Here is a 15,653-nt window from a genome sequence, read left to right as displayed (position 1 = left end):
GAATTTATGGTAATTTATTAGATAATTAGATGATAAATACCCATTAAGTAGTTATTAAATATTTATGAAATTGATTTGGTGATTTTTTTGATAACTGATATGCAAAAAGAGGTAAAAAGAACCGGGGAAATTATAACTATGAAAGTTGAAGCTCCTTTGTCTTTTTCCAGTGCATTAAGAAGAATAATGATATCAGAATTACCAACTTATGCTATAGAAAATGTTTTTTTCTATGAAAACACATCATCAATGTACGATGAAGTTTTAGCTCATAGGTTAGGTATGGTACCTATAAAAGGAAAACCTGTAAGTTCTGATGAATTAATAACATTTGTAGTATCTAAAGAAGGACCTTGCACAGTTTACTCATCAGATTTAAAATCAGAAGTTGGGGAACCTGCTTTTGAGAACATACCTTTGGTTAAATTGTCAGAAGGTCAAAAATTAGAAGCTGAATGTGAAGCATTGGTAGGAACCGGTAAAATTCATTCAAAATGGCAACCATGCAACGTGGTATATACACAACTCGAAGATAACCTCGTAGAGTTTAAGATAGAATCACACAAAAATATGGAAGCTGAGGATTTAGTAAGATCTGCATTAGAAATTCTTAAAAATAAGGCAGAAACCTGCTTAATTGAATTAGAAAGTCATGTATTTAATTAATTAATTAATTAATAATTTAATTAAATACGATACACATATATTAGTTAAATATATCAAATATCTAGCATATTTGATGTAATTAATTCCAAAAATTTCACGAAACAATATTATTTATAATATTCTTAGATTATTCATAAATATTTAATATTAGAAAAACGATAAGATAATCAAACATGACATGGTGAAAATCATGAGAAAGTTACTTGCAACAAACCCTGAAGTACACGGATTGGTACAATTCTTAAAAGAAGCAGCTTTTAAAAATGAAGCACCAATTTGGAAAGACGTTGCTAAAAGAATGGCAAAACCATCAAGAAGAAGAGCAGAAGTAAATATCAGTAAAATAAACAGATATGCTTCAGAAAATGACACAATCGTAGTAGCTGGAAAAGTTTTAGGTGCTGGTTCATTAAAACAAAATGTTACAGTAGCTGCATTTAATTTTTCAAACACCGCTAAATTAGCTATTGAAGCTGCCGGTGGAAAATGTATAACAATCCCAGAACTCGTAGAGCAAAACCCTAAAGGTTCAAAAGTAGTTATAATGGCATAATTGAGATTTCTAAAATTTTAAAATTCTAAGTTTTGGATTTTAATATTTTAAAAGTTTTTTATTAGCTTATTAATTGCTAAATAATAGTTATTTACAATAGTCATACTAATTATACTCGTAATTACAATTATAAATAATATACGAACGATAAACACGAAAGGTGGATAAGCATGGTTGTTATTAATGCTGAAAACGCTGTAGTTGGAAGATTAGCTTCATACGTTGCTAAAGTTGCATTAAGCGGTGAAGAAGTTACCATTATCAACGCTGAAAAAGCAATTATGACTGGTAGCAAAGAATTTGTTTTCCAAAAATACGTGCAATTAAGAAACAGAAAAAGTATTTCCAACCCTAAAAAAATGGGTCCAAAATTCCCAAGAAGACCAGAAGACATATTAAGAAGAGTTATCAGAGGCATGCTCCCTTACAAAAAACCAAGAGGAGTAGCAGCTTTCAAAAACATCAAAGTTGAAGTAGGAGCTCCTGCAGGTGTTGAAGCGGATATCATTTTAGGTTCAATACCAAAAACCAACAAGTACGTAACTTTGGGAGAATTAAGTAGCTTCTTAGGTGCTAAATTTTAATTTGAGGTGATTTAGCGTGAAAGTTATCAATACAGTAGGAAAAAGAAGAACTGCAGTTGCAAGAGCTACTGCTAAAGAAGGAAACGGAAGAATTAGAATTAACAAAAAGCCTATAGAATTAACAGAATCCAAATACTTAAAAATGAAGTTAATGGAACCTGTTATCTTAGCTGGTGAAGAAATAAACAACATTAACATCGACATCGACGTTAAAGGTGGCGGTGCTGTTGGTCAAGCAGAAGCAGCAAGAACTGCTTTAGGTAAAGCAATCGTAGAATTCGTAGGAAACCTCGAATTAAAAGATAAGTACTTAGCTTACGACAGAACAATGTTAGTTAGTGACGCAAGAAGAACTGAACCACACAAACCAAGTAAGTCTTCAAAAGGTCCAAGAGCTAAAAGACAAAAATCATACAGATAAATTATTTACTATTTATCTTTTAGATTTTACTTTTATGAATTAAATTAATTATGAATTAGTCATATATTGAATAATTATTGATTTTTAAGTTTTAGATTTTACTATTATTAATCTTATTAAGTTTATTGGGTCATTAATGTCCATTTCAATTAGTAAAATAATAATATATTGAGAAATTATGGTTTACTAAGTTTTAAGCTTTAGATTTTAAGTTTTTAAGTTTTTTATCAGATTTAACTTTATTAACGTAATGTTAACAATTATAATTTTAAATACTTGGTAATATAAAACATAATGTAAAACATATGTATCATAAATATGTATCCTAAAATAGATATTAATAAATAATAGCTTAATAAATATTAATGAGAATCAATACACTTTAAACACTTAATAATTACCGGCAAAAGGTGATAACATGATGTTTCCGGTTAGATGCTTTTCTTGTGGAACTGTCGTTTCTGAAGTATACGAAGAATACCACGAAAGACTTAGTAATGGGGAAAAACCAGATGATATTTTAGATGACTTGCAAATCACAAAATACTGTTGTAGAAGAATGTTTGCATCTCACAGATTACAAAACGAAAAAGATTTATTTGACGATGTTATGGAATATAAATAAATAATTTACTATTACTCACAATTACGTGCGGGTGATTTTTTGAGCTATACAAAATTTGAAAAAGCGAGATTAATAGGTTCAAGAGCCTTGCAAATTTCTGGTGGAGCACCAACTACTGTAGATTCAGAAAGTAGTTCTTCTTTAGATTTAGCAATTGAAGAGGTAACCAACGATGTTGTACCCTTAACAATCAAAAAACCTAAAGTTATTAAATTAGATGAATAATATCAATATTATCAATTATTTACATAATCACATATATCATATAATTTTCTCAAATTTCTATTAATTTTCTTAGTTATTACTTTACAAATATTAATTTACCAACTAATAACCATGCTTTATTTCGTCTAATTTTACCAATCTATTAATTTATTATCAATAAAGTTATTATCAATATTGATATCATAATAATTTAAAAATCAAAACAGGGGATTTATTTGGAATATGAAACAGCTATAAAAAGAGTAACTGCAAAGAAAGTATTCAAAAATTCCAAAATTCAGGTTAAAATATCCACAATAACCGAAAAAGGAATAGGATACGATGTTATAGATGTGGATAATCCAGAATATGTAATTTCAGACATTGAAAATGTAATAGCTCCTGAAATCGTAGGGTATCCAGCATACGATCAGGATTTCATTGACGCAATAATTTGTGACACAAATGTTGACAATCCCATGATTACAATGAGTGCGTCAGTTAGTGTTGCTAGGGCTGCATCAAACAGTATTAATATACCAATGTTTAAACACATAGGCGGTATTTTATCATCTGATTTGCCTGTAGTAAGTTGTCCAATCGCTTCAGATAAAAAAGGTAATCAATTAATCGTATTTCCTATGGCGGAGTCAATAGGGGAAATGATACATATTTATGAATTCATCATTGGAAATATCTATCCTAAATATCAATCTAGAAACATGGATGGTGAATTCGTCTGTAAGTCTATTTTTGATAATATAGACGACTTTTCTGAAATAATATCAAATATTGCAGAAGAAGAAGACTTGGATATTTTAATGGGTGCAAAAATAACCAGTTATGACCAAAGGATAGAAGGTTTAGATTATTTAGAAACCAATGAAGTCGTAGATTTCGATGGTTTGTTATGTACTGAAAGCATGGATGAAGAAGCCGATATTTCAAAAATAAACCCGTATACAACAGGTTCATTAACAGAAATGAAATATTTGATAAATTACATGACAAATGCAGGCATTACCCCAATGATAGATTCGGAAAATACGTCTTTTGCTCATTTAGCAATAGGTTTTAAAGTGCCAATAATAAAAACATGCTTAACATCTAAAATTTTAAACGAACTTTGGAATGTAGAAAGAGTTCTAAAAAATCCAAATGTTACAAGATTTTAAAATAAATCTTTAAAATAAATTACAATATCTTATTTTATTTTAATATTTCTTTATTAATATTTCATTATTAATATTTTATTTTTTAATCTGATTCAAAGTCTAACGCAATACAGTCGTTAGGGCAAACATCTGTACAAACTTTGCACCATACGCAAGTTTCTTGATTAACTATTACTATTTTATCTTCCGATATATCAAATATTTCCATAGGGCACGTATTAACGCATTCCGCACAATCTAAACCATTACAGAAATTATAGTCTATTTTTATTTTAACCAAATTATTCCTCGTAAAATTTTAATCAATTAATCAATTAGTTAAGTGTATACTTAAATAAAATTTAAAATAGTAATTTATTGATAATATGGATATATTAAATTATTAATTATTTATTAATTATTTATTAATTATTTTAAGTTATTCCTTTCTCATAATTCCCTTTAAATCTTCTGGAACGTTAACATTCTCGTTTTTGCCTTCCATTTCATCTAAAGCATCAAATAATTCTTCCCATGTATCAAGGGTTATTTTAGCATCTTCTTCACTTAATTTTTCTAAGGCATAACCAGTATGTATCAATACATAGTCCCCAACGCTTACATCTTCGAGTAAAGCCAATTTAGCTTTTTGTTTAACGCCTTTGTATTCTGCAACTGCGTATTTTTCCCCATCTTCTTCAAAAATCTCAATAACTTTTGAAGGTATTGCCAAACACATATTCACTACCACCTAATTTAATTTACAATTATATAGTTTTTTAAAATATTTAAAGATAAGGTATTCAATTTTTTTATATGATTCTATAAAAATAAAAAAGAAATAATAAAACTAATAAATATGGTAAAAATAACAATTTCTAGGTTATTTTAAAAAGGCCAAAGACCGTACGATTTTAAAAATGCGTATAATCCAAAAGGTGCAACTATAGCACCATGTTTTAAAACCCTACTGATTATAACGGCAATAATGTAAGTTTTAAATGGCATTTTAAAAGCACTAGCTGACCAACAAATTAGTTCAAAAGGTATCGGTGTAATTCCTACAACGATAATGCCCATGGGGCCCCATTTTTCTAAAAAACGATTGGTTTTTTCATAGTACTTATCGCTTTTAAAAAATTTGTGATACCATCTTTCCCCATATTTTGATGCAAGGTAGTATGTGACAATGGCACCAAGAGTACTCCCAACAGTAGAAGCTATAAGTACCCAAAACCAGTTTAAACCAATTGTAAGACCTGGAATCATAAATATTTCAGTAGGAAATGGTTGAAATATTGATTCTGTAAATCCTAATACAAATATTGCCCAAATACCATATTTATGCACCAAATAAAGTCCGAAGTCGATAAATGGGTCAATAAATGTAGATAACTCTATACTCATACTACACCTTGGTACGTTTTTATTTGTTGCGTTTACCGTAAATTAAACACTTTGCGTAAATTTTTGTAATATGTATGTTTATTAAAATTAAATGATATTGCAATAATTAAAATAAGTTTAAATCATTTTCAATTATTATTGCATCAAACAATATATTATTTTTCATATATAAAGGAATGATAATTAATAGCAAAGAATTAGAAAAATAGACTATAAAAAAATAAACTATAATAAAGAAAAAGAAAAAGAAAAAGAAAAAAAGTTTTTTTATAATTTATTTATAATTTAAAATTACCTACACTCAAGTATTTAAATCCTTTTTCACGTGCAATGGTAGGTTTAATTGTATTTCTACCATCAACAATCAAAGGAATGTCCATATTCTTTTTTAAATTATCCAAGTCCATATTTTTAAATTCGGCATGGTCAGATGTTATAATAACTGCATCCCATTTGTGAGCTTCTAATTCGGCCCATTTTGCACCAAATCTTTCTGCGTCTGTTTCATCACATAATGGGTCAAACGTATAAACATCTGCATCCCAACCATTGAGTTCTGAAATTATCGGGATAGCTGCACTTTTCATAAATTCCTTAACGCCCCCTCTAAAGGTAAGCCCCAATACGAGAATTTTGGCATTTTTAAGTGATTTTTCAAAGCTATTAAGACCTTTAATGGTTAATTCAACCATGTGGTGGGCCATATAATCGTTTAATTCTCTCGCTGTTTTTGTAATACGTGGATTAAGTTCTTCTGATGAGTTGATTACAAACCATGGATAAACCGGAATACAGTGACCTCCAACACCTGCACCAGGTGTATGAATATGGCAATAAGGTTGAGTATTAGCTGATTCAAACACTTCAAGGGCTTCAACATTGTGTTCTTCACACCAAAGTGCTAATTCATTAGCTAATCCAATATTAACGTCCCTATAAACTCCTTCAAATACTTTAACTGCTTCAGCTCCTTTAATACTACTAATTGGCACAATACCCGCGCTATTTATAGTTTCATACATTCCACATAATATTTCAAGAGTCGCGGAACCATTGGCACCTATAATTTTAGGGTATTGACCTTTAATATCCCTAAGTGCAGTACCGGTCATAGTCCTTTCAGGAGCATGTGCAAGCCCAAAATCACCGTTTGCTAATTTTAAACCACTCTTTTCTAAAATTGGTATAAGACTTTCTGTTGTGGAAGGAGGCATTGTAGCTTCTGTAATAACAATGTTACCTTCTTTTAACCCGCTACTTATTATTTCAGCAACATTATAAACCGGTCCAAGTTTAATATTGCCTTTTTCATCCGTAAGGGTCGGAACAAGTATGATCATAATGTCAGCTTTTTCAGCTGCAAGTTTTCCATCAGTTGTGGCAGAATATGTCCCATTTTTAACGTTTTTAGCTACCAAATCACTTAAAAATGGTTCTTCAGTAATGTGATTTATACCTTTGTTTAAGTTTTCAACAACTTCTTCGCAAATATCGACGCCTATTACATTAACACCAGCTTCTGCAAAGACATTTGCGAGAGGTAAACCCATTTTACCTTGACCATAAACTGCTACAGTTATTTCACCGTTTTTAAATTTATTTTTAAAGTCTTCTTTTGATAAATTTAACATACTCATTGTATTACCTTTTTTTAAATAATATCTATTATTGCAACAATATTATTGCCATTCTATTTTGCTAATATTGGTTTATTGCATCTTTTTTATTATTTTGAACTTTTTAAAGCTTTAAGGGCAACTTCTAACGCGTGAAGTCCATCTTCTCCACATACTAACGGTTCTACGCCATTTTCAACACTTTCAATGACATTTAATAGTTCGTTTTTAAGTGGTTCTGAATGTTCTATTTTAGCTTTTTTAACCCATTCGTCGTCATATATTGTGAGAGATTGGTCTATGTAATCCAAATAAGCTATGCCTTGAGTTCCAATAATGTTTAAACTTCTAGTTTTGTGTGGAGTAAGCCTGTTCGTCTCAATAATTCCATCAATATCATTTTCAAAACTTGCAATAATAAGCGCATAATCCTCAGCATCAGATGGGTGTTTTACGTTTTTAGCTTTTGCATAAACGTCTTTTACTTTTGAACCACATAAAAAGTGCATAGCATCAATATCATGTACGGAAAGGTCAAGAATAACTCCCACGTCAGTGATACGTGAAGTCATAGGTCCAACTCTCTTGGCAGTCATCGTAACGATATCCCCTAAAACTCCCTTCTCAATATGTTTTTTAAGCTCCAATATTGCAGGATTAAACCTTTCAACATGTCCGACCGCTAATTTAACGTTATTTTTCTTAGCAAGCGCTATAAGTTCCTTTGCATTTTCGATGCTATCTGCAATAGGTTTTTCTACAAGTACGTTAACACCAGCCTCTATAAATTCACTTGCAATTTTTTTATGCAAGAAGGTAGGCACAACAATACTAACAAGGTCAACGCCTTCGTTTATAAGTTCCTTGTAATCTGTGAAAGCCTTTGTATCGAATTCTTTTGCTATTTCATTAACTCTTTCCTCATTAGTATCTGAAACGCCTACTAGTTTTATATCTTTTTCTTTACTTTTTTCTAATTCTTTATAAATTCTAACATGGTTATAACCCATCATTCCAACGCCAATAACGCCAACTTTTAACACATTATCACCTTTAAGTCCTTTAATCAATATAATTTAATTATTCTATTTTATGTATTTTTATTTGACATAATTTATTGATTTATATAATATGTATTTTATGCAGTGTCAATTAATAATTTATATTAATTTTAATAAACATTTTTAATAAACTATTCTATTTATTTTTTGATAAGGGATATAATTTCATCAATATCAATTATTTTTAATCCAAATACTAGTAATATGTATAATGCAGAATAACTTATAGAACCAATTATTAACCTGTATAAATCACTCATTGCGAAATTTGATAGAATTACTACGGGTATTAAGCTCAAAAGTCCAATTATTAATAATTTAAATGTTTCTTTATATTTAATTTGCAAATTCATATTCTTTTTAATATACCTGCCCATAAGCATTTGGATTGCAAAATAGCTAATCAATGTAGTTGTAGCAGCCCCTAAGCTTCCAAACTGTGGTATTAACAACATATTTAATATTACATTTACCATGGCTCCAAAATATAAAAATTTGGTTGCTATCTGTGGTTTTCCTACTCCTACCAATATATCGGAACTTATAACATTTAATGAGGAGAATACTGCGCTAATCATCAATATTCTAACTGCATTGGTTACCGGTAGATAACTAGAGTTAAAGAATACATTTATAAATTCTGGCATATAATAACTTAGACAGATAATTAACGGCAAAGTCAATGCCATCAAATATTTGAAGATATTTGTAATACCGTAATTTAACTCCTTTACTTTGCCAAGTGTCCATAATTCAGATACTAAAGGTAATAAAACTATGGATATAGCACCAACGCCTACATTAAGTAACGTAATAGTGGGTGTTGCAACATTACGGTATTCTGCAACTGCAATTAATCCTGCGAATATCGTTAAAAATACTCCATCAATATAACTCATCAATACAGATGTAGAATTAGTTAGGGCTGCAGGTATCCCTTGCTTAAATATTTTTTTAATCAAATCTTTAGATATTTTAGATTTTATTTTGAAATAATCAGGATAAACTTTTTTGAATAATATAATCCCGTACAAGATTACCGCAAGAACTGGAACAACCGAATAAGCCAACACCGGCACAAATGCGTTATTTATTCCCAATAAAATCAACAGTAATGATATACCAAATATAAAACTTATCTTAAATGGTGTAATTGTGGCTAAATACTTTTGATTTTGGAGGCCTCTTAATACATTATATATTACTCCGAGTATACCTTCAAATATGAAGTATACTACCACCATTATCATAAAAGCATCGGAAGCAATCAACAAATTACCAGTATATTGTCCAGTACTGTTAAGATAGTTATTGACAATGTAGGGACTTAAAGCTAGAAGTATTGCAACTAGCACCACTGTAAAACTGATTTGAAATATAAATGAGAAATTTACAGATGATTTAATGGACTTATAATCCCCTTCTGCTTTAAATTTTGGTATATATCTTGTAAGTGCTACATCTACCCCTAAACCTCTAAAAACAGCTAAAATACTAAGTAAATCTAATATGGCATAAAATAAACCTACTTCTGTTTTGGGCAAATAGTTTGCATATAGCATCCTCACCCCATAGCCAATAGGACCTGCTAAAATTAATAGCATAAAATTCCAACCAATTCCCCTAACTGCTTTTTGTTTGTAACTCAAAATATCCCTTAAATTATTTTATAAATTTGTAATGTGTTTGATCCTTTATAATTTATGATATTTATGGATTTTAATCAATATAATCTATAATTTGATAATTTCTAATATATTAAACATGCTATTTAAAATAACCTAAATAAAATTAACAAATATGCAAAAATAAAAGACATAAAATAGATGAATGAAATAAAAAATAATTAAAAATAATTAAAAAAGAAATAAAATAAAAGATTAGAAGAAATTATCCAGTGTTTTTTGAATTTTTTTAGGTTTTTTACCTTCGCCCAATATTTTCATATCTTTATCCTCTAAAATCATGTCATCATACGGGATTTTTAACTCATCAAATACTTTGTAGCCTATTTTACCAATAGTTTTAATTACAAATTCCCTGTTAGTCGTAATATCTGCTATAGTTTTTATATCAGCGTTGAAAAGTTTTCTAGCTCTTACCCTACCTAGATTTTTAACACCAAGCAATTCTACCAGATCAGATTTAGCGCCATATTCAATACGCAACTGTAAATCTGAAATTATTTTTTTAAGAATCATTTTATTGGCACTTTTACCATTACCCTCGTTATTGCAGACAATTTCTTCAAAAGCTCCAGACATTTCTAAAGCTCGATATATCTCGGTTGTAGCGTGAGAAATCCATTTAATCTGCTCAATTTTATAGTTTAAAATACCTGCTTCTACCTTATATTTCTCAAAAATGTCTGTTTCAGACGCTTCGTTTATCCAATCCATAATCATTTTTGAGGTTTTGTATGCACAGATATTGTCATAGTCTTCGTATTCGTAAAATTCAAAAGCCACCATTTCTTCAACTAAATCTTCATATTCGTACTTATTTACCCTTAATAAAGGTCTCAATTCCGTAGATTTACAAATAAAATATAAAATTCTCTTTTCAACATCGGAAATATTTTTAGCATTGGCAATGTCAATTTTGCCTTTATAAATTGATATAATACCTTCGGAAATATTTTTAGCACTCAATGGGTCGATATATTGTTGTGCGGTAACATTGCCCAATTTTGTAGACTTAAAGGTGGTACTTTTATCTTCTATAAGTTCATATTCTTCGTAATTATGTTTAGTATTACGTTTAACGTTTTTATTACTTTTACTACCTTTAGTAGTTTTAGTACCTTTAGAATTGCCCAATATTAAATTTCCATTTTCATCAAAGGATATATTATTTATACTATACGCATTTGGTTTTAATTCTTTTTTAGACGATGCAATGTAGTTTAAAATTTCTTCTTCTTTTTCAATTTCAGAGTCTGTCTTTAAATTTATTCCTAAATTTGTTTTTGAATTATTGTCAAAGTCAAAATTATATTTGATAAAACCATTTTCCATTAAAAATATTACTTCATCTTTAATATCTTCTACAATTTTTTCATAATCTCCGTATTGAACTGCATAAAACGTATTTTTCATGAATTGCTTTAATTCTTCAAATGAAACAATTTCCCCGGAGAATATGCTTCCAAGTATGAATATACGAAGTGTTTTTTTATTGGATATGTTAGAATATATCTCTTCAGGCTTTCCACGCAACATATAAAGGTTATCTCCAACTTCCGAAGACTTTTTAACTACTATAATACCTTCACCGTATGGGTCAAGTCCAGGACGCCCTGCCCGTCCTATACATTGCTGTATTTCCATATTGGGAATATTTGAGAATCCCGTTCCATCAAAACGCTTGGTATCTCTAATTATTGCACGCCTGCAAGGTAAATTCAAACCCGCCGAAAGTGTTGGGGTACAGCAAATAACTTTTATAAGCCTTTTTCTAAACGCGTCTTCAACCAACTTACGTTGTTTCATTGCCAAACCTGCATGGTGAAAAGCAACTCCTTTTTTAACACATTCTGAAAGCTGTTCGCAAGTTTTAGATGGTTTTTCAAGAACATTTAAAATTTCAGAGCTAATAATGTTTAATTCTTCTTGCTCATCATTTGTTAAATATTTTGTAAGATCATTCTTTTTAGCTTCTGAAACTGCATTACGTTTTGAGCTACAAAATACCAAACAAGAGCCACTATTTTTTATACAGTCCAATATAAGATTTGATATTTCACTTTTGGAACTTCCATAATTTTTTAAATTCTTACATTCTTTGTTTTTACCTTTTTTATCTTCAATTACTTTGTAATCCTCGATTTTATAGTAATCCACCTTATTTTCATTAGGATGATAAAGTCCTTTTTTAAGTTCCACAGGTCGCCATGTATCAACCACAAGTTTTGCAGTTAACCATGTTGCAAGTTCCTCAGAATTACCAATGGTAGCCGATAATCCTATTATTTGAATTGGCAACATTTTTAATTTTGTCAAAACTATTTCTAATGTACCTCCTCTTTCTTTATCTCCTAATAAATGTATTTCATCAATTATGACCACTGAAACGTCGTTTAACCAAGTTGTATTCTTTTTTCTCATAAGACTGTCAAGTTTTTCAGATGTCATAATTATAATATCGTATCTTGACAAATTTTCTTTACTATCATAATCTCCAATTGATATGCCAATTTTTAAACCAAATTTGTTATATTTTTCCCTAAATTCATCAAATTTTTCCGTAGCAAGTGCTTTAAGAGGTACAATAAATAAAGCTTTCTTTCCACTAGGCATAAATCCTAAATCAGCGTTATCATCTTCATTTTTATTATTATTATTATTATTATTATTGCCACGATCATTTTGTGACTTTAAAGGTTGTAATACGTGATTTATAAATGCCATTTCCCCAATAAGTGTTTTTCCGGAAGCAGTGGGGATGCTAATTATAAAATTTTTGTCTTTTTCAAGTATTCCTTCGTTTAATACTTTTTCCTGAGGTGGTCGAAGGCTTTTTATCCCATTTTTAGACAATACATTCATTAAAAGTTCTTTATTCATTATTATCAATTCCAATAAATAATTTTAATTATAAATCTAGTTATAAATTTAAAAATCTTCTACAAAATTAATTGATTATACTATCCATATACTATCAAATATACAATTTGTTTGTATTATTTATATCGTATCTTTATTTAAATAAATACTGATTTTTTATTTTATTATTTTTATTTTATTTTTAATATTCCTCTATTATTTCCTTTAATATTCCTTTTTAATATGCCTTTAAATTTAAAACAATACTTATTAATATTTTAAAGTAATAAAGTATTATAAAATAAATATCAATACTAGATTATTCATGATTGTTTGAATTAATAAGGGATGAAATTATGAAAATAGTAATGACCGCAACAAATCCTGTAACTAATGACCCAAGGATAATAAAAGAGGCGAAAGCCCTAAATGAAGCAGGGCATAAAATAACAATTGTTGCATGGGACAGGGACTGCAAAAATCCTTCTGAAATCACGCCCGAAGGTATTGAGATTATTAGGATTCCCGTTAAGGCATCTTACGGTGGCATGAAAGATTTTATAAAAAATTTACCGTTATTTTACAAGAAAGCTTACAAAATATTGAAAAAAATGGATTTTGATGCGATACACACACATGACTTTGATACTGCTTTTTTAGGATATATTTTAAAGAAACAAGGCAAAAAAAGTAAAGAGAAAAATAAACGCATAAAATGGGTTTACGACATTCATGATTTGTATTTTACATTTTTAGAGACTGAAGGTAAAACTACGTCCTTAAAAAAGGATATTCTAAAAAAAATAATAATAAAAATGGATTTAGCCTATGTATCATATGCAGATAATGTAATAACCGTTTCAGAAAATATTGGATTTAAACACGATGGTTTAAAGGAATTTTACACTAACAAAGGTATTGATGATGATAAATTTACAATCATATGGAATTCTCCTGACATCAAATCTTTCTCAAGTTATGAAAAAATATCTTTAAAAAAATCAGATAAATTTACAATTGGTTTTATAGGCGGTCTTAGAACTGTTGATAATTTTAAAAAACTTTTTAAGATGACTTTGGAGTATAATTATTCTGATAAATTTAAATTTTTAATTGTAGGCAAGGGTCACAAAATAGATGAAATTAAAAAATATGCTGAAAAATATGGAATTGATGTAGAGTTTACGGGACAAATTGATTATAATGTAATACCTAATTATTATAAAATATGCGATATTATTTACGCTTGCTACCCTATGCGTGAGAATATACGTAGAGCAATGCCTCTAAAAGTCCTGGAGTCGCAATATATGGGGATTCCTGTAGTAGTTAATAAAAATACTTTGTTTGAAGATTACACTTTGTCAAATAATATGGGTGTTTCTATTGATATTGATAATGAAAAAGATTATTTAAAGATATTTGAATATTTAATCAACGATGAATTTAAAAATAATAATACTAGTAATAATACTAATAATACTATTAATACTAGTAATAATACTAGTAATAAATTTAAAAATAATGTTAAAAATGAAATTTCTGAAAAATATGTAATTAATTATTGGGATTTTCAAAAAAATGCTTTAAAGAACTTATACGCTAGTTTTAAAACACGGGAACAATAGAATGACGATTTCTAAATCTGAGGTTTGATAGTAATGACAAAAGAGTACAAAATTTGTAATCGGTGTATTATGGATACGAGTGACCCCGACATAGTTTTTGATGAAAATGGGTATTGTAATCATTGTACCAGGGCTTTAAAAGTATTAAGTGAACCGCCTGTAGGATTATCAAAAGACGAAAAGCAGAAAGCACTAGACAATGTTGTTAATGCCATAAAAAGGGACGGAAAAGGCAAAAAATACGACTGTATAATCGGAGTTAGTGGTGGGGTAGATAGTACATACGTGGCATATCTTGTAAAAAAATTGGGTTTAAGACCTTTGGCAGTACATTTAGATAATGGCTGGAATTCTGAATTAAGTGTACAAAATATAGAAAATACTTTAAAAATATTGGATATAGAATTATATACTTATGTAATGGATTGGAATGAGTTCAAGGATATTCAGAAGTCTTTTTTAAAAGCAGGCGTTCCCGATTTGGAAATTCCTACGGATCATGCTATCAATGCACTATTGTACCAAATGGCAGATAAATTCGGGGTTAAATATATATTAAATGGTAGTAATGTGGAAACAGAGCAAATTGCAGTGCCTTCATGGAGTAATGGACATTATGATTGGAGGTATATAAAATTAATTCAAAAAAAGTTTGGAACTCAAAAATTCAAAACATTCCCTCACATAACACCACTTAAACTTATAAAATGGAATTTTATTAAAAATATAAGGCGAGTTAGAATACTAGATTATGTAGATTATAATAAAGAGAATGTATTGTTAACATTAGAAAAAGAATTAAATTATAAGCGATATTCTAAAAAACATGGTGAAAGTACATATACCTACTTTATTCAAAACTATATATTGCCGGAAAGATTTGGGTTTGACAAACGGAAAATGCATCTTTCAAGTTTAATTTGCAGTAAACAAATGACTCGAGAAGAGGCATTACTTGAACTTTCAGAGCCATTAATGACTGAAAAAGAATTGAAGTATTTAATAAAATACACTTGTGATAAATTTGAGATTACCGAAGAAGAATTCGAAGATTATATGAATTTACCTGTCAAAACTTATTTTGATTATCCTTCATATAATACTCATACAATATATCGTACATTAAGAGAATTATACAAAAAAATTATTCATTATTAATTTATAATACATATCAATATCATAAATATGGC

16 protein-coding genes are annotated in these 15,653 nt (G+C 29.1%); 9 read left to right on the top strand and 7 right to left on the bottom strand.

All coding sequences use genetic code 11. The annotated features are described in order from the left end of the window. Window positions 1-99 precede the first annotated feature (99 nt). From J2127_RS03150 to J2127_RS03120, 7 genes are all read left to right on the top strand, one after another. Window positions 100-666 carry a DNA-directed RNA polymerase subunit D gene (locus J2127_RS03150; protein ID WP_209732294.1) on the top strand — a complete coding sequence of 189 codons (567 nt, stop codon included), beginning with the start codon at window positions 100-102 and terminating at the stop codon, window positions 664-666. A gap of 190 nt (window positions 667-856) precedes the next feature. Then, window positions 857-1,219, top strand: coding sequence for a 50S ribosomal protein L18e (locus tag J2127_RS03145; RefSeq protein ID WP_209590936.1), 363 nt, complete (start codon window positions 857-859; stop codon window positions 1,217-1,219). Window positions 1,220-1,389: 170 nt separating this feature from the next. Continuing rightward, window positions 1,390-1,803, top strand: coding sequence for a 50S ribosomal protein L13 (locus J2127_RS03140; RefSeq protein WP_209732034.1), 414 nt, complete (start codon window positions 1,390-1,392; stop codon window positions 1,801-1,803). 16 nt (window positions 1,804-1,819) lie between these two features. Further along, window positions 1,820-2,224, top strand: a complete 405-nt coding sequence (locus J2127_RS03135) for a 30S ribosomal protein S9 (RefSeq protein ID WP_209590934.1) — start codon at window positions 1,820-1,822, stop codon at window positions 2,222-2,224. Window positions 2,225-2,642: 418 nt separating this feature from the next. Next, the gene (locus J2127_RS03130; protein ID WP_209732033.1) at window positions 2,643-2,849 is read left to right on the top strand and encodes a DNA-directed RNA polymerase subunit N; all 207 of its coding nucleotides are present in this window, start codon (window positions 2,643-2,645) and stop codon (window positions 2,847-2,849) included. 39 nt (window positions 2,850-2,888) lie between these two features. After that, window positions 2,889-3,074: a DNA-directed RNA polymerase subunit K gene (locus J2127_RS03125; protein ID WP_209732031.1), complete on the top strand. Its 186-nt coding sequence runs from the start codon at window positions 2,889-2,891 to the stop codon at window positions 3,072-3,074. 215 nt (window positions 3,075-3,289) lie between these two features. Further along, on the top strand, window positions 3,290-4,228 hold the full coding sequence (locus J2127_RS03120; protein ID WP_209732029.1) for a hypothetical protein: 939 nt from the start codon (window positions 3,290-3,292) through the stop codon (window positions 4,226-4,228). 82 nt (window positions 4,229-4,310) lie between these two features. Here J2127_RS03120 and J2127_RS03115 read toward each other — a convergent pair whose 3' ends face one another. The 7 genes from J2127_RS03115 to J2127_RS03085 form a co-directional block, all read right to left on the bottom strand. Beyond that, the gene (locus J2127_RS03115) at window positions 4,311-4,508 is read right to left on the bottom strand and encodes a 4Fe-4S dicluster domain-containing protein (RefSeq protein ID WP_209732027.1); all 198 of its coding nucleotides are present in this window, start codon (window positions 4,506-4,508) and stop codon (window positions 4,311-4,313) included. Window positions 4,509-4,646: 138 nt separating this feature from the next. Continuing rightward, window positions 4,647-4,946: a HypC/HybG/HupF family hydrogenase formation chaperone gene (locus J2127_RS03110; protein WP_209732025.1), complete on the bottom strand. Its 300-nt coding sequence runs from the start codon at window positions 4,944-4,946 to the stop codon at window positions 4,647-4,649. A gap of 149 nt (window positions 4,947-5,095) precedes the next feature. Further along, window positions 5,096-5,614, bottom strand: coding sequence for a YqaA family protein (locus J2127_RS03105; protein WP_209732024.1), 519 nt, complete (start codon window positions 5,612-5,614; stop codon window positions 5,096-5,098). Between the two features lie 278 nt (window positions 5,615-5,892). Further along, window positions 5,893-7,251 carry a nucleotide sugar dehydrogenase gene (locus tag J2127_RS03100; RefSeq protein ID WP_209732022.1) on the bottom strand — a complete coding sequence of 453 codons (1,359 nt, stop codon included), beginning with the start codon at window positions 7,249-7,251 and terminating at the stop codon, window positions 5,893-5,895. An 89-nt stretch (window positions 7,252-7,340) separates the two neighbouring features. Beyond that, window positions 7,341-8,273 (bottom strand): UDP-N-acetylglucosamine 3-dehydrogenase, encoded by a 933-nt coding sequence (locus J2127_RS03095; protein WP_209732020.1) that lies wholly within the window; start codon window positions 8,271-8,273, stop codon window positions 7,341-7,343. A gap of 158 nt (window positions 8,274-8,431) precedes the next feature. After that, on the bottom strand, window positions 8,432-9,940 hold the full coding sequence (locus J2127_RS03090; RefSeq protein ID WP_209732018.1) for a flippase: 1,509 nt from the start codon (window positions 9,938-9,940) through the stop codon (window positions 8,432-8,434). 231 nt (window positions 9,941-10,171) lie between these two features. After that, a complete protein-coding gene (locus J2127_RS03085) occupies window positions 10,172-12,856 on the bottom strand; it encodes a DEAD/DEAH box helicase (RefSeq protein WP_209732017.1) in 2,685 nt (894 codons plus the stop codon). Between the two features lie 335 nt (window positions 12,857-13,191). Here J2127_RS03085 and J2127_RS03080 point away from each other — a divergent pair, with 335 nt between their 5' ends. Both J2127_RS03080 and J2127_RS03075 read left to right on the top strand, forming a co-directional pair. Then, window positions 13,192-14,463 (top strand): glycosyltransferase, encoded by a 1,272-nt coding sequence (locus J2127_RS03080; RefSeq protein WP_209732015.1) that lies wholly within the window; start codon window positions 13,192-13,194, stop codon window positions 14,461-14,463. Window positions 14,464-14,532: 69 nt separating this feature from the next. After that, the gene (locus J2127_RS03075; protein ID WP_245326429.1) at window positions 14,533-15,621 is read left to right on the top strand and encodes an N-acetyl sugar amidotransferase; all 1,089 of its coding nucleotides are present in this window, start codon (window positions 14,533-14,535) and stop codon (window positions 15,619-15,621) included. Window positions 15,622-15,653: the final 32 nt, after the last annotated feature.

Origin of the sequence: Methanococcus voltae, from assembly GCF_017875395.1 — an archaeon.
In the GTDB taxonomy this organism is placed as follows: Archaea; AGJL01; Methanococci; order Methanococcales; family Methanococcaceae; genus Methanococcus; species Methanococcus voltae_C.
Note: the sequence above shows the minus strand (reverse complement) of the source record. Positions and strands in the feature narration are given on the sequence as shown.

Excerpts from the sequence above, each read along its gene's own strand:
- J2127_RS03110 (WP_209732025.1), bottom strand. The coding sequence starts at position 4,946 with ATGTGTTTGGCAATACCTTCAAAAGTTATTGAGATTTTTGAAGAAGAT.
- J2127_RS03100 (WP_209732022.1), bottom strand. The coding sequence starts at position 7,251 with ATGAGTATGTTAAATTTATCAAAAGAAGACTTTAAAAATAAATTTAAA.
- J2127_RS03150 (WP_209732294.1), top strand. The coding sequence starts at position 100 with ATGCAAAAAGAGGTAAAAAGAACCGGGGAAATTATAACTATGAAAGTT.
- J2127_RS03145 (WP_209590936.1), top strand. The coding sequence starts at position 857 with ATGAGAAAGTTACTTGCAACAAACCCTGAAGTACACGGATTGGTACAA.
- J2127_RS03105 (WP_209732024.1), bottom strand. The coding sequence starts at position 5,614 with ATGAGTATAGAGTTATCTACATTTATTGACCCATTTATCGACTTCGGA.
- J2127_RS03080 (WP_209732015.1), top strand. The coding sequence starts at position 13,192 with ATGAAAATAGTAATGACCGCAACAAATCCTGTAACTAATGACCCAAGG.
- J2127_RS03130 (WP_209732033.1), top strand. The coding sequence starts at position 2,643 with ATGATGTTTCCGGTTAGATGCTTTTCTTGTGGAACTGTCGTTTCTGAA.
- J2127_RS03085 (WP_209732017.1), bottom strand. The coding sequence starts at position 12,856 with ATGAATAAAGAACTTTTAATGAATGTATTGTCTAAAAATGGGATAAAA.
- J2127_RS03140 (WP_209732034.1), top strand. The coding sequence starts at position 1,390 with ATGGTTGTTATTAATGCTGAAAACGCTGTAGTTGGAAGATTAGCTTCA.
- J2127_RS03075 (WP_245326429.1), top strand. The coding sequence starts at position 14,533 with ATGGATACGAGTGACCCCGACATAGTTTTTGATGAAAATGGGTATTGT.